The organism is Streptomyces sp. NPDC022552 (assembly GCF_055561875.1).
The window spans coordinates 63,400-80,957 of record NZ_JBVHGJ010000015.1 but is presented as its reverse complement, the minus strand read 5'-3'; the positions used below and the strand labels follow the sequence as shown (position 1 = coordinate 80,957).

Annotated in this window: 16 protein-coding genes; 7 read left to right on the top strand and 9 right to left on the bottom strand. The window is 73.4% G+C overall.

Annotation, left to right across the window (positions count from 1 at the left end; all coding sequences use genetic code 11):
- Positions 1-204: 204 nt before the first annotated feature.
- A complete protein-coding gene (locus ACZ3OF_RS30205; RefSeq protein ID WP_467307917.1) occupies positions 205-2,079 on the bottom strand; it encodes an ABC transporter ATP-binding protein in 1,875 nt (624 codons plus the stop codon).
- Positions 2,076-3,773, bottom strand: coding sequence for an ABC transporter ATP-binding protein (locus tag ACZ3OF_RS30200; protein WP_361676086.1), 1,698 nt, complete (start codon positions 3,771-3,773; stop codon positions 2,076-2,078). Before ACZ3OF_RS30200 ends, ACZ3OF_RS30205 begins: the two co-directional genes overlap by 4 nt.
- Before the next feature lie 264 nt (positions 3,774-4,037).
- On the opposite strand from ACZ3OF_RS30200, the gene ACZ3OF_RS30195 reads away from it, so the two are divergent.
- From ACZ3OF_RS30195 to ACZ3OF_RS30165, 7 genes are all read left to right on the top strand, one after another.
- Complete coding sequence (locus ACZ3OF_RS30195; protein ID WP_467307916.1) at positions 4,038-5,114, top strand: FecCD family ABC transporter permease; 1,077 nt, start codon at positions 4,038-4,040, stop codon at positions 5,112-5,114.
- 26 nt (positions 5,115-5,140) lie between these two features.
- On the top strand, positions 5,141-6,226 hold the full coding sequence (locus ACZ3OF_RS30190) for a FecCD family ABC transporter permease (protein ID WP_361676089.1): 1,086 nt from the start codon (positions 5,141-5,143) through the stop codon (positions 6,224-6,226).
- Complete coding sequence (locus ACZ3OF_RS30185; RefSeq protein ID WP_361676092.1) at positions 6,223-7,101, top strand: ABC transporter ATP-binding protein; 879 nt, start codon at positions 6,223-6,225, stop codon at positions 7,099-7,101. The genes ACZ3OF_RS30190 and ACZ3OF_RS30185 overlap by 4 nt, the downstream gene beginning before the upstream one ends.
- Positions 7,102-7,116: 15 nt before the next feature.
- Positions 7,117-8,697: an amidohydrolase gene (locus ACZ3OF_RS30180; RefSeq protein ID WP_361676269.1), complete on the top strand. Its 1,581-nt coding sequence runs from the start codon at positions 7,117-7,119 to the stop codon at positions 8,695-8,697.
- Positions 8,694-8,921, top strand: a complete 228-nt coding sequence (locus tag ACZ3OF_RS30175) for a hypothetical protein (protein ID WP_361676096.1) — start codon at positions 8,694-8,696, stop codon at positions 8,919-8,921. The genes ACZ3OF_RS30180 and ACZ3OF_RS30175 overlap by 4 nt, the downstream gene beginning before the upstream one ends.
- Entirely contained in the window at positions 8,915-9,637 is a 723-nt protein-coding gene (locus tag ACZ3OF_RS30170; RefSeq protein ID WP_467307913.1) for a 4'-phosphopantetheinyl transferase family protein, read from the top strand. The genes ACZ3OF_RS30175 and ACZ3OF_RS30170 overlap by 7 nt, the downstream gene beginning before the upstream one ends.
- Positions 9,638-9,783: 146 nt before the next feature.
- The gene (locus ACZ3OF_RS30165) at positions 9,784-10,317 is read left to right on the top strand and encodes a GNAT family N-acetyltransferase (protein ID WP_467307911.1); all 534 of its coding nucleotides are present in this window, start codon (positions 9,784-9,786) and stop codon (positions 10,315-10,317) included.
- Positions 10,318-10,406: 89 nt separating this feature from the next.
- Here ACZ3OF_RS30165 and ACZ3OF_RS30160 read toward each other — a convergent pair whose 3' ends face one another.
- The 7 genes from ACZ3OF_RS30160 to sigJ form a co-directional block, all read right to left on the bottom strand.
- The gene (locus ACZ3OF_RS30160; RefSeq protein WP_467307909.1) at positions 10,407-11,597 is read right to left on the bottom strand and encodes an acetylornithine transaminase; all 1,191 of its coding nucleotides are present in this window, start codon (positions 11,595-11,597) and stop codon (positions 10,407-10,409) included.
- The gene (gene argB, locus ACZ3OF_RS30155) at positions 11,594-12,496 is read right to left on the bottom strand and encodes an acetylglutamate kinase (RefSeq protein WP_467308017.1); all 903 of its coding nucleotides are present in this window, start codon (positions 12,494-12,496) and stop codon (positions 11,594-11,596) included. The genes ACZ3OF_RS30160 and argB overlap by 4 nt, the downstream gene beginning before the upstream one ends.
- A gap of 119 nt (positions 12,497-12,615) precedes the next feature.
- A complete protein-coding gene (gene argJ, locus ACZ3OF_RS30150; protein WP_361676102.1) occupies positions 12,616-13,767 on the bottom strand; it encodes a bifunctional glutamate N-acetyltransferase/amino-acid acetyltransferase ArgJ in 1,152 nt (383 codons plus the stop codon).
- Positions 13,764-14,795, bottom strand: a complete 1,032-nt coding sequence (gene argC, locus ACZ3OF_RS30145; RefSeq protein WP_467307907.1) for an N-acetyl-gamma-glutamyl-phosphate reductase — start codon at positions 14,793-14,795, stop codon at positions 13,764-13,766. Before argC ends, argJ begins: the two co-directional genes overlap by 4 nt.
- A gap of 77 nt (positions 14,796-14,872) precedes the next feature.
- Positions 14,873-15,541 (bottom strand): isochorismatase family protein, encoded by a 669-nt coding sequence (locus ACZ3OF_RS30140; RefSeq protein ID WP_361676108.1) that lies wholly within the window; start codon positions 15,539-15,541, stop codon positions 14,873-14,875.
- A 128-nt stretch (positions 15,542-15,669) separates the two neighbouring features.
- Positions 15,670-16,389 (bottom strand): DUF2470 domain-containing protein, encoded by a 720-nt coding sequence (locus tag ACZ3OF_RS30135; protein ID WP_467307904.1) that lies wholly within the window; start codon positions 16,387-16,389, stop codon positions 15,670-15,672.
- Between the two features lie 168 nt (positions 16,390-16,557).
- The gene (gene sigJ / locus ACZ3OF_RS30130; RefSeq protein ID WP_361676114.1) at positions 16,558-17,493 is read right to left on the bottom strand and encodes an RNA polymerase sigma factor SigJ; all 936 of its coding nucleotides are present in this window, start codon (positions 17,491-17,493) and stop codon (positions 16,558-16,560) included.
- Positions 17,494-17,558: the final 65 nt, after the last annotated feature.

Here is a 17,558-nt window from a genome sequence, read left to right as displayed (position 1 = left end):
GCCGACGCTTGGGTTCGCCGGTACGGGCCCTGCGGGGTCACGGGGCCAGGCCGAGGTTTGCGTTCCGCCGGTACGCGCCCGCACGGGCCGCCGGCCCGGGCGGCGGCCGACGGGTCCGTTGTCCTCGCCCGCGGGCCAGGAGGACGAAAAAGGCTCCCGCCCCGGAATCCCGGGCGGGAGCCTTTGCGGGCAACGCGCGCAGCGTTACGCCGGGACCGCCGGCTCGCGGCGGCTGTCGGACCAGGCCGACCAGAGTTCGGCGTACCGGCCGCCCGCCGCGACCAGTTCCTCGTGCGTGCCGGTCTCCACGACGCGGCCCTGGTCCAGCACGACCACGCGGTCCGCGGTCGCCGCCTGGGGGAGGCGGTGGGCCACCATCAGGCCCGTACGGCCCTCCAGGGCGCGCAGCGCGGCCGTCTCGAGGACGCGGGCTCCCGCGCTGCCGGCGTCGGCCGTGGCCTCGTCGAGGATCGCGATGGGCGGGTCGGTGAGGACCAGCCGGGCCAGGGCCAGGTGCTGGGCCTGGGTCACCGTGAGGCGGTGGCCGCCCTCGCCCACGACGGTGGCCAGCCCCTCGGGCAGCCCGTCGACCCACTCCAGGGCGTCGACATGGGCCAGCGCGGCGCGCAAGTCCTCGTCCGTCGCCCCCGGGCGAGCCAGCCGCAGGTCCTCGGAGAGCGGTCCGGCGAAGACGTGGACCTCCTGGCTGATCAGCGTGACCGCCCGCCGGACCCCGGCCGGGCCCAGCTCCCGGGAGTCCACGCCGCCCAGCGAGATCGTCCCGGTCGACGGGTCGTGCACGCCCGCGATCAGCTTCGCCAGCGTGGTCTTGCCCGCGCCGCTGGCGCCGACCAGGGCCACGCGCTCGCCGTCCCGGACCTCCAGGTCCACCCCGGAGAGGACCGGGTGGCCGTCCACGTACGCGTGGCCGAGGTCCGTCACCTTGACCGAGCCGTCCACCGGTACGGCGGCCCGCTCGTCGGTCTCCCGCTCGGCCGGGAGGCTCGACACGCCGACGAGTCGGGCGAGGCTCGCCCCGGCGGACTGGGCGTCGTCGATGAGGAAGAGCGCGGCGTTGATCGGGTTGAACAGGCCGTGGAAGTAGAGCGCCGCCGCCGTCGCCGTACCGATGCTCACCGAGCCGTTGTCGACCAGGAGGAATCCGGTGAGGAGGATGGACGTCATGCCGATGAACTCGGCGATGTTGAGGCGGGAGAAGAAGCCCGAGACCAGGCGCATTCCGCGCGCCGCCAGGTCGACCGCCGTCTGCGACCGCTGCTCCAGGAGCTCCGCGTGCCGGTCGTTCAGACGGAACGCGCGCACGGTTCGCACGCCGCCGATGCTGTCGAGCAACTGGTGCTGCAGGGCGCCGGTCGCCACCCGGTGCTCGCCGTAGATGCTCGCGGCGCGCGGGATGTACCAGCGCACCGTGAGGACGTGGACCGGGACGGCGATCAGCACGGCGAGGAGGAAGCGCCAGTCGAGGACGGTGAGACCCACCAGCGTCAGGATGATGGTGAGGAAGGCGCCGGCGAACTCGGGAAGGGCCTGCCGTACCGCCCTCGCGATCAGGGTGACGTCGCCCGTCACCCGCGAGGTGAGGTCGCCCGAACCGGCCTGCTCGACCCGTTCGAGCGGCAGCCGCAGCGCCCGGGCGATGAACCGTTCCCGCAGGTCCGCGAGGACCGTCTCGCCGAGCCTGGCCACGAGGGACTTGCCGATCGCGGTCGCGACACCCCGGGCGACGGCGACGGCGAGGAGGAGCAGCATCGGGACGGTCAGCGCGGACGCGCCGCTCCTGTCCACGACCAGGTCCACGATCCGGCCGAGCAGGGGAGCGGTCAGCAGACCGATGGCCGTGCCGACGACCAGGACGGTCACCGCGCCCACCGCGAGGAGCCGGTGATGGCGCAGCAGTTCGCGGACGACGGCGAGGGTCTGGGCGCCGGTGGCGGTGGGCAGGAGCTCACGTTCGGGTGTGCCGGGTCCGCTCATCGTCCGTCCTTCGTCCTGCGGGTCTCGGTCGTGCGCGTCGCGGCCCTGCGGCTCCCGCGCGTCTCGGTCCTGCGTGGCCGTCATGCGAGCACCGCCGAGCGGTACGTCTCGTGGGCGGCCACCAGCTCCGGGTGGCTGCCTTCGGCGGCCACGCGGCCGTCGTCGAGCATGACCACCACGTCCGTCCCGGCGAGCAGCGCGGGGCTCGTGGTGACCAGGACCGTGGTGCGGCCGCGGCGCAGGTCCCTCAGGCGGCCGGCGATGCGGGCCTCGGTGACGGTGTCGACGGCCGTGGTCGGGTCGTGGACGACGAGGACCGGCGGGTCGGCGGCCAGGGCCCTGGCGAGTGCGACGCGCTGGCGCTGGCCGCCGGAGAGCGACTTGCCGCGCTCGGTGAGGAGGGTGTCCACACCGTCGGGCAGGGCCTGGGCGACGTCGTCCGCGGCCGAGGCGGCGAGCGCCGGGCCCACGGCCGCGCCGTCGGGCTCCGCCCCGGCCCGTACGTTGGCGAGGAGGCTGTCCTCGAACAGGTCGGCGTCGTGGTGGGCGACCAGGATCGCGCGGCGTGCGTCGTCGGGGCCGAGGTCGGTCAGCGGTACGCCGTCGAGCTCGACGCTCCCTTCGGCGGGGTCGAGTTCGCGGCCCAGACAGAGCAGCAGGTCGTTCGCGGCCGCCGCGTCACGGGCGACCACACCGACGAGGCTGCCGGGCGCGATGTCGAGGTCGACACCGCGCAGCGCCCCCTGGGTGACCCCCCGGAGGCGCAGTCGCCCGGCGACCGGGTCCGGCAGTGCGGCCGTGCCCGCCGGGACGGCGGGAGGCGAGGCGAGGACCTCGGCGATGCGCTCGGCGGAGGCCCGGCCCTGGGCGAACTCGCCGTTGACGTAGGTGAGGAGCTGGAAGGGGCCGAGGAGGTACTGGGCGAGGCCGACGGCCGCCACCAGCTCACCCACGGTGATGCTGCCGCTCATCGCGAGATGCGCGCCGACGAGCCCGATGGCCGCGATGAAGATGCCCGTCAGGGCGAGGATCGCGCCGTCGTGCCAGGCGCGGCTCGTCGCGGCCCGCAGCGCGGAGGCCAGTGAGCTGCGGCTCGTCTCCCGGTACCGGGAGACCGCCGCCGCCTCGGCACCGATGCCCTTGAGCACGCGCAGACCGGCGACCAGGTCCGCGGCGACCCCGGACGCGTGGGCGGCGTGCTCCTGCTCCGCCTCGCTGCGCCGCTCGAGCGGGCGGCTGATGACGTGGCCGAGCCACAGCAGCGGCGGGACCCCGAGGAGGACCAGCAGGCCGAGCGGTACGGAGATGCGGAGCAGCGCCACCGCGCTGATCGCGAGTCCGGCGACGGCTGACAGGGTGTACGGGAGTGCTGCGGCGACCGAGCCGACACGCTTGGCGTCACCGGTCGCGACGGCGGTCAGCGCGCCGGGCAGCCGCCCGCTGTCGGCGCCGCCCCGAGGGTCGAGCACCCGGGCGGCGAGGTCCTGCCGGATCCGGTGCGCGGCCGACTCGCCCGCGCCCTCGGCGAGCCGCGCCGAGTTCCGGTAGCAGGTGGACAGCACGAGGAAGAGGCCGGCGAGCACCAGCAGCCACCGCAGGAGGGCGCCGGAGGAACCGGTCGCCACCGCCTCGTCGATGACCAGACCGATGACGACCGGGACGAGAGCCTCGCACGCCTGATGCGCCATGCCGAGGAGCGAGGCTCCGGTGACACGGCGCCGTTGATCGGCGAGTGCTCTGCGGAGGACGAAGCCTCCCGTTGGTCCGCCAGCGGGCATGCGACGCCTCCACAGAAACAGAGCTGGATTGTTAGGTAAGGCTACCTTAAACATGGCTGCTGCCAAGGGTGCCCGGGGGCTCCCGCGACGTCTGTGTGCGCGGCTGAAGTGGTGTGCGTTGACGCCACGTTGACCTGTTCGCGGCGTACGGTTAGGCTCACCTAAGTTCGATCGGCGGTGTGTCGTGTCCGTCTGCCGCACCACCGTGTTCCACGCTTCGCGCCGCCCGCGGGGCGCTCGATTCCGCCGCCAGGGGAGTGGTCGTTGTCCGTCGAAACCCGGGCGGCGCCCGGAAGCGAGACCGTGGGCCCCGCCGAGCCCGTCATGCCCACGGCACGTCCGACCACGGTGGCCCTGCGGAGTCTCGGGCTCCTCGTGTCGCTCGGCGCACTGGTCCTCGTCTCGCTGCTCAGTGTCTGGGTCGGCACCCGCGGCATCCCGTTCGCCGCGACCTGGGACCTCCTCTGGGCACCCGACGGCTCGGAAGCCGCCGTCATCGTCCACGACTACCGGATCCCGCGGACCCTCCTCGGCCTTCTCGTCGGCGTGGCCCTCGGACTCTCCGGCGCCCTGATGCAGGCACTGACCCGTAACCCGCTCGCCGACCCCGGACTGCTCGGGGTGAACCTGGGTGCCTCCGCCGGCGTCGTCGTGGCCATCGCCTTCCTGGGTGTCGCCGCGCCGCTCGGATACCTGTGGTTCGCCCTCGCCGGCGCCGCCGCCGCGTCGGTGGGCGTCTACCTCCTCGGTTCCTCCGGGCGGAAGCTGGCCACCCCCGACCGGCTCGTCGTCGCGGGAGCGGCGGTCACCGCCGTGCTGTACGCCTTCAACTGGGCCGTACTGCTCTTCGACCCGGAGGCGTTCGACCAGTTCCGCTTCTGGACCGTGGGTTCCCTCGCGGGCCGGTACTACGACATCGTGCTGCTCGTCCTGCCGTTCGTCGTCGTCGGACTGATCGTCGCCTTCCTGCTCGCCCCGTCCCTCAACGCCCTGGCCATGGGCGATCAGATGGGCCGCTCCCTCGGCGTCCACGTCGGGCGCACCCGGGTGCTCGCGGCGGTCGCCGTGATGCTGCTCTGCGGGGCGGCCACCGCCGCCGCCGGGCCGATCAGCTTCGTGGGCCTGGCCGTTCCGCACATCGCCCGGTTCATCGTGGGGGCCGACCAGCGCTGGGTGTTCGCGTACTCGATGGTGCTCGCCCCGGTCCTGCTCATCGGCTCGGACGTCATCGGCCGGGTGCTCGGCGCGCCGGGCGAGGTGCAGGTCGGCATCGTCACCGCCTTCATCGGGGCCCCCTTGTTCATCGCGCTGTGCCGTCGTCGAAAGCTGGTCATGCTGTGAGCGCCGTAGGGGAGTCCACAGGCTCCGTGCCCCGATCCACGAAGAACCACGTTCCCGCCGCCCCTGCCGCCTTCCGTGTCATCAGCGGCCGGGTCGTTCGAACGGGCGGTCTCTCGCTGCGCGTTCAGGGCCGTGCCGTGGCCGTCACCGCCCTGCTGGTCGTCCTGCTGGTCGTCGTCATGGGCATCACCCTGACCACCGGCGACTTCCCGCTCACCGTCGGCGAGGTCGTCGGCGCCCTGACCGGAAACGGCTCCGGAGCCGCCGACTTCGTCGTCAACACCCTGCGCATGCCGCGCATCCTGACCGCGGTCTTCGTCGGTGCCGCCCTCGCGGTGAGCGGGGCGATCCTGCAGAGCCTCACCCGCAACTCCCTCGGCAGCCCCGACATCATCGGCTTCACCAACGGCTCGGCCGTGGGCGCGCTCGTCGTCATCATCGTGCTGCACGGCAGCATGACCCAGATCGCGCTCGGCGCGCTCGTCGGCGGCCTCGCCACGGCCCTCGCCGCCCATCTCCTCCTGATCGGCCGTGGGCTGCAGGGCTTCCGACTGGTCGTCATCGGCATCGGCGTCAGCGCCCTGCTGCTCGCCGCCAACTCGTACCTGATCACCCGGGCGACCTTCCAGGAGGCCCAGGAGGCCCAGGCCTGGCTGATCGGCAGCCTGGGGAACCGGCTCTGGATGCACGCCAACGCCATCGGCATCGCCGTCGCCGTCCTGCTGCCGCCGGCCTTCCTGCTCTCCCGCCGCCTCGCCATGGTCGAGATGGGCGACATCACGGCGACGGCCCTCGGCGTCAACGTGGCGCGGACCCGCACGATCCTCCTCGTCATCAGCGTCGCCCTCGCCGCGTTCGCCACCGCCGTCACCGGTCCCATCTGGTTCATCGCCCTGGCCGCGCCCCAGGTGGTCCGCAGGCTCACCGGGTCCTCCGCGCCCGCGCTGCTGTCGTCCGCCCTGATGGGCGCCCTCCTGCTCGCCCTGAGCGACCTCGTCGTGCAACGGGTCTTCGCGCCCGCGCTCCTCCCGGTGGGCACGGCGACCGGCGCCATCGGCGGGCTCTACCTCATCTGGCTGCTGATCACCGAGTCGCGAAAGAGCCGCGCATGACTGGAACCAACTCCCCGCAGCCCCGGCTGCGCGCCGAGGACCTGACGCTCTCCTACGACCAGCGGACGGTCGCTTCGTCCCTGAGCGTGGACATCCCCGACCACTCCTTCACGGTCATCATCGGACCGAACGCCTGCGGCAAGTCGACGCTGCTCACGGCGCTCGCGCGGATGCTCAGGCCCAAGGCCGGACAGGTCTACCTCGACGGCGCGGCCATCGCCTCGTACCGCTCCCGTGAGGTCGCACGCCGACTCGGCCTGCTCCCGCAGTCCTCCAGCGCACCCGGCGGCATCACGGTCGGCGACCTCGTGGCCCGCGGCCGGTACCCGCACCAGCGACTGCTGAAGCAGTGGTCCGCCGAGGACGAGGCGGCCGTCGTCGAGGCGATGCGCCAGACCGGCGTACTGGAACTCGCCGACCGTCCCGTGGACGACCTCTCCGGCGGCCAGCGGCAGCGCGTCTGGCTGTCCATGGTGCTGGCCCAGCAGACGTCCATCCTGCTGCTCGACGAGCCGACCACCTTCCTCGACATCGCCCACCAGGTCGAGGTGCTCGACCTGTGCGCCGAGCTGCACGCCCGCAAGGGCCACACCGTCGTGGCGGTCCTGCACGACCTCAACCAGGCGTGCCGGTACGCCACGCACCTCATCGTGATGCGGCCCGGCGGCGTGATCGCGGCCCAGGGCGACCCTGCCACGGTCATGACCGCCGCACTCGTCGAGGACGTGTTCGGCCTGCCCTGCCGGATCATCGACGACCCGGAGACCGGGACCCCGCTGATGGTCCCGGCCGCACCCCGGCGGTTCGACCCGGAGGCCGGAGCGGCCCCCGCACCGGACGCGGCCGACGACGCCGTACTCGCCGAAACCTCCTAGGACGGACAGCGCATGATGCTCTGCACGAGGCTGACGAACGCGCGCATCCTCACCCTGGATCCCGACCACCCCGTCGCCCACGACCTGGGCATCTGGCAGGGCAGGATCGTGGGCCTGGACGAGGCCGTGACCTCCCTGCCGGCCCGTGAGGTCATCGACCTCCAGGGCGCCACCGTCCTGCCCGGCTTCATCGACAACCACGTCCACCTGTCGTGGACCGGCCTCCGTGCGAGCTCCCCGAGCATCGCCGGTCTCGGCCGCGTGGAGGACGTCCTCGACGTCGTGGCGGAGGCCGTGTCCCGCAAGAGCACCCCCGGCGCGTGGGTCAGCATCGGCGGATACGACCAGCGGATCCTCGGGCGGCACCTGACGGCCGAGGAACTCGACCGCGTCAGCCAGCGCCACCGGGTGTTCGTGATGCACGACTCCGGCCACGCCTGCGTGGTCAACAGTGCCGTGCTCGACCTGCTCCCGCCGGAGGTCCCGCACGACAACGGGGTCCTCGTGGAGAGCGCCATGGGCGCCGTGCGCCGGCTCCGCCTGCCGTACGCGCAGGAGGAACTCGCCGACGCCATCGAGTACGCGGCACGTGTCTGCCTCGCCGAAGGCGTCACCGCCTGCGCCGAGGCCGGGATCGGCGGCGGCCTGCTCGGCCACAGCCCCGTCGAGCTCGGCGCGTACCAACTCCTGCGCGACCAGGGCCGCCTGCCCCTGCGGGTGCAGCTCATGCCGGGCGGTGACACGCTGCGGCCGCAGGGCGCACACGAGCGCGACGGCATCCCGCGCGGGCTCGACCTCGGCCTGCGCACGGGGTTCGGTGACGACTGGCTGTCCGTCGGCGCCCTCAAGATCTACACCGACGGCGGCATGATGGCCCGGACGGCCGCCCTCACCGCCCCGTACGAGGGCATGGACCACACGGGTCAGCTCCAGGACGACCCCGAACGCCTCACCTCGCTCATCGTCGACGGCCACCTCGCCGGATGGCAGCTCGCCGTCCACGCGATCGGTGACCGGGCCGCCGACCTCGCCCTGGACGCCCTGGAGCAGGCGCAGGAGCTGCGGCCCCGCACCGACGCCCGCCACCGCATCGAGCACGCCGGGCTCATCCGGCCCGATCAGCTCCCGCGCTTCGCCCGGCTGGGACTCAGCGCCGTCGTCCAGCCCAACTTCCTGCGCTACTTCGGCGACGACTACGCGGCCGTCATGGGCCCCGAGCGCGCGCCCTGGATGTACCGCGGCCGGGGCTTCCTCGACCACGGGGTGACGCTCGTCGGCAGCTCCGACCGGCCCGTCACCGACGGATCACCCCTGCGGGCCATCCAGTTCATGGTGGAACGCGCCTCCGTCTCGGGGCAGCTCATCGGCCCCGACGAGGCGATCACGGTCGACGAGGCGCTGCGCGCCTACACTGTCGCCGGTGCCTACGCCTGCCGCTGGGAGGACAGCGCCGGCACGCTCAGCCCCGGCAAGCGCGCCGACCTCGTCGTCCTCGGCGACGACCCGCACCGCGTCGACCCCTCGCGGATCGGCGACATCGAGGTCGTCGCGACCTTCGTGGACGGACGTGAGGCGACGGAGGGACGGAAGCTGTGAGCGGGCCGACCGACCCCCTGTCAGGGCACTCCGTCCTGTGGCAGGCTCCCGCCGCCCCGCCCCGCTGGGTCGTCTGGCATGTGCGGGAGGGCGAAGTGCTGGTGTTCGACCGGGAGTTGAACATCCCGGTCGACGTGGACGACGCGGCTCTGCCGGAGATCGTCCGCCGTATGCGGGAGGCCGGGGCGCCCGAGAGCGACGACTACCCGGGCCGCCCGTGCTGACCGGGACGGTGCCGGCCCACCTGGGTGAGGACCCGCTGCCGGGGCCCTGGCGCACCGGACAGGGGCCGCGACTGTGGATCGCGCCCGTGAGCGCGTACGGGGCGAGGGCGGACGAGCTGCGCGAGCTGCTCGACGACGACGAACGGACCCGCCTCCAGGGCTTCGTACGGGCAGCCGACCGTGCCCGCTACCGGGTGGCGCATGTCGTTCTGCGGCAGCTGCTCGGGGCGTACCTGGAGCGGGACCCGGCGCAGCTGCGCTTCGTCCGTGAGACGTGCCCCGGGTGCGGTGGCCCGCACGGCCGCCCGGCCGTTGCCCCGGCCCTCCTGCCGGTACCGCTCCACTTCTCGCTCTCGCACTCCGGCGACGTGGTCCTGCTGGGCTTCGCGGACACGCCGGTGGGCGTGGACGTCGAGGCGGTGCCGGCCCCGGAGGTTGCCGCAGAGGTGGCCGAGGCGCTCCACCGCACCGAGCGCGCCGAGCTGGCGGCGCTGCCGGAGCCCCGCCGCGCCGCCGCCACGGGGCGCTGCTGGGCCCGTAAGGAGGCGTATCTCAAGGGGGTCGGCATCGGCCTCGGTGAGGATCCGTCCGTCACCTTCGTGGGGACGGGGAGCGTTCCGGCCGCCGTTCCCGGCTGGTCGCTGAGCGACGTGCCGGTGCCTCCGGGCTACGCGGCGGCGTGCGCCACCCGGACGCCCGAAGGGCAGCGCCGCTGACGGGAGAGGCGTGGGCTCTCGGCGGGCCGAGGCGAGCCGACTTGGCCGTCAACTTAGCGAAGGCTAACCTTAGTTCGACTGTTTCACCGGGTTGGGCGGCGATCCCACCGCCCCTTCGCGCACGGTGGAACCGAGGAAGGAAAGCCTTGACCACGGCCACGCCGCGCCAGGCCACGCAGTCGCCTCGCGTACTCGAATCTCCCGGCCTCCCCCCGCTCTCCCTGCGGCCCGCGCGCCCCGAGGACGCCGCCGCGCTCGCCGAACTCTCCCGGCCGTTCGTCCGCTCGGGAGCGCTCCGAGAACGCCCGCTCTCCCTGTACGCCGACCGAGCCGCCGACTTCCTCGTCGCGGAGACCCCCGGGGGCACGGTGGACGGCTGCATCGGCCTCGCCGCCCACGCCGCCGACGCGTCGGCCGGCCGGCCCGCCGCGGGAGTCCTCTACAACTTCTGTGTCGCCGGGCGGCGACAAGGGTGCGGGACGGGAGCCCGGCTGCTGAACGCCGCGCTGGCGCGCGCCCGGAGCCAGGCCCTGCGCACCCTGTTCACGGCGACGACCGGCGGAGGCCATCTCTTCCTCCGGCACGGCTTCGCACCGGCCTCCGCGAGCCTCGCACCGGTGGCCTGGGCGCAGTCCCTCGACCCCCGCCGCAATGCAACGATCCTGACCCGCGCCCTCTAGCCCTCCACGGGCGAGCGGCGCGAAGGGCGGGCCCGGAGCCGTACAGGCTCTCGGGCCCGCCCTTCGCGAACAGGCCGCGCGGTTGCGGGTCAGGCGGCGTCGAGGATCGCCGGGAGCGCCTTCACCAGCTGGTCGACCTGATGTTCCGTCACTGTCAGGGCAGGGGCCAGACGTACGATGCCCGGCGCCGCCGCGTTCACGAGGAACCCGGCGTCCTGCGCCGCCCCGAGGACGGACGTGGCCACCGGTTCGGTGAGGACGACACCCAGGAGGAGGCCCGCGCCCCGCACCTCGGCGACCCGGGGGTGCGCCGCCGCCTCGATGCCGTGGCGCAGCCGCTCACCCACCCGTACGACGTGGGCGAGCAGCCCCTCGGCCTCGATGGTGTCCAGGACGGCCAGACCGGCCGCGCACGCCACCGGGTTGCCGCCGAAGGTGGAGCCGTGCTGGCCGGGCTCGAGCAGCCCGGCGGCCGGACCGAAGGCCACGGTCGCGCCGATCGGAAGCCCGCCGCCCAGCCCCTTGGCGAGCGTGATCACGTCCGGGTCCACCCCCTCGGCCGCCTGGTGCGCGAACCAGCGGCCGGTGCGGCCGATCCCGGTCTGCACCTCGTCGAGGACGAGCAGGCTCCCGGTCGCCCGGGTGATCTCGCGGGCGGCCCGCAGATATCCGTCCGGCGCCGGAACGACACCGGCCTCACCCTGGACCGGTTCGAGGACGACCGCCGCGGTGTCCTCCGTCACGGCCGCGCGCAGCGCCTCGACGTCCCCGAAGGGCACATGGGTCACATCGCCGGGCAGCGGCAGGAAGGGGGCCCGCTTCGCCGGCTGGCCGGTCAGGGCCAGCGCACCCAGCGTGCGCCCGTGGAATCCACCCTGCGCGGCGACGAGGTGCGCACGCCCCGTCCGCCGGGCGATCTTGAAGGCGGCCTCGACCGCCTCCGTACCGGAGTTGGCGAAGAACACCCGGCCGCCCTCCCGACGGCCCAGCAGAGCGAGCAGCCGTTCGGCCAGCGCCACGGGCGGCTCGGCGACGAACAGGTTCGAGACGTGCGCCAGCCGGCCGATCTGGGCGGTGACGGCCGAGACGACGGCGGGGTGGGCGTGGCCGAGTGTGGTGACCGCGATCCCGCCGGTGAAGTCCGTGTACGCGCGGCCCGACTCGTCCCAGACGGTGCTGCCCTCGCCCCGGACGAGCGCGAGCGGCGGCGTGCCGTACGTGTCCATCATGACCGCGCTCCAGCGGTGCGCGAGGGGTGCGGTGCCTGCGGCTGCGGTCACGTGCGGTCCTCCAAGGCTCTCCTGGTCTCGTGGGACTCCTCGGTGGACCTGGGCTCCTCGGTGCCGGGACGCTGGTCGGGGACGATCGTCGTACCCGGCCCCTCCTCGGCGAAGACGCCGCGCAGCAGGGCGTGCGGCACCCGGCCGTCCAGCACATGGGCTCGACGGACCCCCTCGCGTACCGCCCGCAGGCAGCCCTCCATCTTCGGGAGCATCCCGCTCGTGAGGGCCGGCAGCAGGGCGTCCAGTTCACCGGCCGTGAGCCGGGGGATCACCTCGGTGCTGCGCGGCCAGTCCGCGTACAGCCCCTCGACATCGGTCAGCACGACCAGCCGTTCGGCCCCGAGCGCCACCGCCAGCGCCGACGCCGCGAGATCGGCGTTGACGTTGTAGACCTCCCCGTCCGCACCCCGCGCGACGGGGGACACCACCGGGATACGGCCCTCGTCGAGGAGCATCCGTACGGTCCCGGGATCCACGGCGACGACCTCACCGACGAGGCCGATGTCCACCGGGCGTCCGTCCACCCACGCCGGGCGTCGCACCGCCGTCATCGTGTGCGCGTCCTCGCCCGACATGCCCACCGCGAACGGCCCGTGGGCGTTCAGGGCGCCGACGAGATCCCGCTGGACCTGGCCCGTCAGCACCATGCGGACCACCTCCATCGTCTCCGGCGTCGTGACGCGTAAACCCGCCTCGAAGCGCGTCTCCAGATCGAGGCGGTCGAGCATCGCGCTGATCTGCGGTCCGCCGCCATGCACGACGACCGGGCGCAGCCCGGCGTGCCACAGCTCCACGACGTCCTGGGCGAACGTCCGGTGCAGCGCCGGATCCACCATGGCGTTGCCGCCGAACTTGACGACCACCGTGCGGCCCTGGAGTTCCTCGAGCCACGGCATCTCGGCGACGTTCAGTCCGGTGGTCGTCCGGTCGCCGGTGCTCCGGCCCACCGTCCGGCCGGCGGTCGCGTCGACGCGCTGGGGGGAGAGCGATCTCATCCGTGTGGTCCCCTGGCCCTTCATGAGCTGTACGCGCTGTTCTCGTGGACGTACTCGGCGGTGAGGTCGTTGGTCCAGAGCACCGCGGAGGATTCCCCGGCGTTCAGATCCACCGTGATCGTGATCCGGCGGCCCGACAGGTCGACCTTCTCCCTGGCCTCGCCCGCCGCGCCGTTCCGGCACACCCGGACGTCGTTGATCGCCACGTCCAGCCGGTCGGGGTCGAAGGCCGCCGAGGTGGTGCCGATCGCGGACAGCACCCGGCCCCAGTTCGGGTCCTCCCCGTGCAGCGCGCACTTGAGGAGGTTGTTCCGTGCCACGGACCGCCCGACCTCGACGGCGTCCTCCTCCGAGGCCGCGCCGACGACCGTCACCTCGATCTCCTTGGACGCGCCCTCCGCGTCCGCCACCAGCTGGCGGGCCAGGTCGAGGCAGACCGCGTGCACGGCCTCGGTGAAGTCCGCCGGATCGGGGGCGACTTCCGAGGTGCCCGAGGCGAGCAGCAGCACGGTGTCGTTGGTGGACATGCAGCCGTCGGAGTCCACCCGGTCGAACGTGGTGCGCACCGCCCGGCGGAGCGCCGAGTCGAGCGCGTCCGCGTCGACGTCGGCGTCCGTGGTGAGGACGACCAGCATGGTGGCGAGACCGGGCGCGAGCATGCCCGCGCCCTTGGCCATGCCGCCCACCGTCCAGCCGTCACCGGACACCACGGCGGTCTTGTGCACCGAGTCCGTGGTTCTGATCGCGACGGCCGCGTCCTCCCCGCCGTCCCCCGTCAGCCGTTCCACGGCGGTGTCGATGCCGGCCGTGACCCGCTCCATCGGCAGCCGGACGCCGATGAGGCCCGTGGAGCAGACCGCGACCTCGTGCGCGTCCACGTCCAGGGCCCGCGCGGTGCGCTCGGCCATCAGCAGCGCGTCGACCGCGCCCGCCTGCCCCGTACAGGCGTTGGCGCCACCGGAGTTGAGGACGACGGCCGTGAGGCTGCCGTCGGCCAGTGCGCGGCGGGACCAGCGTACGGGCGCGGCCTGTACGCGGTTGGAGGTGAAGACGCCGGCGGCGGCGCGTGACGGACCTCGGTTCACCACGAGGGCCAGATCGCGATCACCGGATTCCTTGATGCCGGCGGCCACGCCGCTCGCAAGGAATCCACGGGCAGCGGTCACACTCACGGAGCCACTCCATTCGTGGGCAGGCCCAGCCGCTCCGGCAGGCCGAGGGCGAGATTCATGCACTGCACCGCGGCACCCGCGGTGCCCTTCACCAGGTTGTCGACGGCGCTCACGCAGATCAGCCGGCCCGCGTCCGGGTCCACGGCGATCTGGACCTGGGCGGTGTTGGAGCCGAGGACGGCGGCGGTCGAGGGCCACTGCCCGGGCGGCAGCAGGCGCACGAAGGGCTCGTCGGCGTAAGCGGCTTCGTAGACGGCGCGCGCCCGGTCCTCCGTGGACGTGTCGGGGCGGAGGCGGGCCGAACAGGTGGCGAGGATGCCTCGGGGCATCGGAGCCAGGGTCGGGGTGAAGGAGACCGTCACATGCTCGCCGGCCACCAGGGAGAGGTTCTGTGTCAGCTCCGGGGTGTGGCGGTGCCCGCCGCCCACCCCGTACGGACTCATGGAGCCCATCACCTCGGCGCCCAGCAGATGCGGTCCGAGCGCGCGGCCGGCGCCCGACGTACCGCTGGCCGCGACGATCACCGCTTCCGGCTCGACCAGGCGGGCCGCGTACGCGGGGAACAGCGCCAGCGTGACCGCCGAGGGGTAGCACCCCGGTACCGCGATCCGGGTGGCACCCTTCAACTCCTCGCGCACGCCGGGGAGTTCCGGCAGTCCGTAGGGCCAGGTGCCGGCGTGGGCGGAGCCGTAGAACCGCTCCCAGGCCGCCGGGTCGCGGAGCCGGAAGTCGGCTCCGCAGTCCACGATCACCGTCTCGGGAGCGAGCTCCCGCGCGAGCGCGGCCGACTGTCCGTGCGGCAGGGCCAGGAAGACCACGTCGTGGCCGCGCAGCGACTCCGCCGAGGTCTCCTCGAGAACGCGGTCGGCGAACGCGGCCAGCTGCGGCTGTACGGACGAGAGCGGGCGGCCGGCGCTGCTGTGCGCGGTGAGCGCGCCGATCTCCACTCCGGGATGGGCGTCCAGCAGGCGGAGGATCTCTCCGCCCGCGTAGCCGCTGGCACCGGCCACGGCGACCCGTACGGTCATCTTCTTCGTCTCTTCCTGTGCGTGTGGGGGCTGCGGTGACAGAGTCGGCGCCGCAGGTCGCCGTCAGAGGGACCCGGTCACGCGTCCCGGTGAACGGCTGGTGGAACCCTGTTGAGCAGGAGGTCGCGGAGCATGGCCTCGGTCGTGCAGACGACACCGCTGCGCGCGGCCCAGCGCAGCGCCATGGCGTGTTCCTCGGGGGAGAAGTCCGCCACGGCGTCGGCGACGACGAAGGGCTGGATGTCGTTCATGAAGGCGTCGGCGGCCGTCAGGAGGACGCCGAGATGGGCGTACACCCCGCAGACGATCAGCTGGTCGCGGCCCTCCGAACGCAGCAGCCTCCCGAGATGGCTGCGGAGGAAGGCGTTCTGGCGCACGTTGGGCAGCAGATGCTCGCCCGTACGGGGGGTGAGCGGCGCGATGATCGCGGCCGCCTCGGGTTCGTCGCCGATGCCGGGGCCCCAGATGTCGGCGACGAGCCCGCGCTGACCGGGCCGCTGGGCGGCCGGCTCGGCGCTGAAGACGACGGGCATGCCGAGGGCCCCGGCGAGTTCACGCAGGGCCGCGATGTTCTCGACGAGCTCCACCACCGGGCTCTGCCCGGCCGGGAAGACCTCCACGAAGTGGTTCTGCATGTCGTGGACCAGGAGCGCGGCACGGCCCGGATCGATGGACCAGGAGGCGCAGGACCGGGGGAGGGCCGCGCGGTCGGGCAGGGGGTAGGGGCCGACGGTCGGCAGGCCCATGGTGGTTCCTCCCCCCGGGTGGCGTGCGCGTGTCGGCGCCACCACCTCTCGCAGATGGTTTAGCTTAGCCTAACCTAAGTTGGCGCGAGAGGGTGGGGCAACTGCTCCTCGGATGTGGCGAGTTGACGTCACGGCCGGGTCGAAGGGCGCCGGTGGTGCGAGCAGGAGGGGGTCGTCAGGAGCCTCCGGACCTGCTCCCCGGCCTCGGCGGCGTCCCGCGCCTCGACGGGGAACGGCAGGCGGACGTCGCAGTGGCCCTCGCGGTACTCGCAGCGCAGGGTGATGCCGTGCCGGTCGACGGCGAGCGGAAGGGCCCGCACCACTCCGAACGGCAGCCGCGAGCCGGCGAGGACGATCAGATCCGCGACCATGTCCTCGTGGGCGTCGGCGAGATGTGTGAGCATCGCCGCCTCTTCCACGGCGAGCGGGTCGGGCTGCGCGAGCGTGAAACGGTCGAGGTCGACGTCCTGGGTGCCGGCGGCGGTCCGCAGGGTGACGCGCGCCAGGTCGAGGCGCAGTCCGTCCTCCTCCGGCCCGGCCGGGGTCAGCCAGCCCGAGATGGTCACCCTGGCCCGCACCCGGTCGCGCAGGGGCGTCGGCGCGATGTCGGTGAACTCAAGCAGCGCGGCGAGGCTGCCGCGCGGAGCGGCGGCGACCTGGGCCTCCAGGGGGCTGTCCGGCTGGGGCGTGAGGAAGATGCGTCCGTTGCGGCCGATCGAGTGCATGCCGATCAGGTCGTAGCACTGCGCGTCCGTGGTGAGGGACAGGGATACCGCCCGGGCGAGCACGGAGCGGACCAGCTCCGCCGCGGCCTGCTCGTGCGGGGCGGTGTCGGTGGCGGCGTTCAACGGAACTCCTCGCGGGGCGGTGGAAGTCGGGGCGGATTCGGAGAGGGCGGCGACCGACTCTGACTAAGGTAAGCCTAACCTAAGTCACCCTGTGGAGCGGTGTCCAGCCCCGCGCGTGTCCGGCGATCCGCCGGACACGCGCGGGGCTGCGCGGCCCCACCCGCCGGATCAGCCCTCTCCGTCAGCGCTCCACGCGCGGAGCTTCTCCGGATTGCGGACCGCCCAGATACGGGTGACGCGCTCCCCGGTGACGCCGAACGCGGCCACGGTCACGGTGACGCCCGCGTGTTGGGCGACCAGGCCGGGGCGGCCGTTAACCGTCCGTTCCAGCAGCGTCAGACCGGGCGCCTTGTCGGCGATGTGGATGAGGTACTGGGCGATGCGCTCGGCGCCCTCGACCGGGCGGAGCACGGCGCCGACCAGGCCGCCGCCGTCCGCCGTCATCGTGGCGCCGGGGTCGAGCAGGCCGACGAGTGCCGCGATGTCCCTGGCCTCCCATGCCTCCTTGAAATGCCGCACCAGTCGGGCCTGCCCGCCCGTCGGAGCCCCCGGGGTCCGCGCGGACCGCACGCGCCGACGGGCGGACGACGCCAGCTGCCGGCAGGCCGCGGGCGACCGGCCGACGATGGCGGCGACCTCGGCGAAGGGGTACCGGAAGACGTCGTGCAGGACGAACGCCACGCGTTCGGCGGGCGTCATCGCCTCCAGTACGACGAGAAAGGCCATGCTCACCGACTCGTCCAGGGTGATCCGGTCGGCGGGGTCGGCCGGCTCGGCCCGGCCTGCCCCCGCTCGTCCACTGCTCCACTCCGTACGGTCGGGCACCGGCTCGGGTATCCACGCACCGACGTACCGCTCGCGCCGGGCCCTCGCGGAGCCGAGCATGTCCAGACAGACGCGGCCCGCCACGGTCGTGAGCCAGGCGCCGGGCGACTCGACGGCCTGCTGTTGCGGCCGCGTCATCGCGTACCAGCGGGCGTAGGTCTCCTGGATGGCGTCCTCGGCCTCGGCCACCGAACCGAGCAGCCGGTAGGCGAGGTTGATCAGCTGCCGCCGCTCGCCGACGACCGCGCTCAGGTCCGGCTCGGATGGGGTGATGCTCATGTTCGTGACCGCTCCCTCGTCCCTACTGGTCCGGTTCCGCTCTCGCCCTCTTCGACGAGACAGCG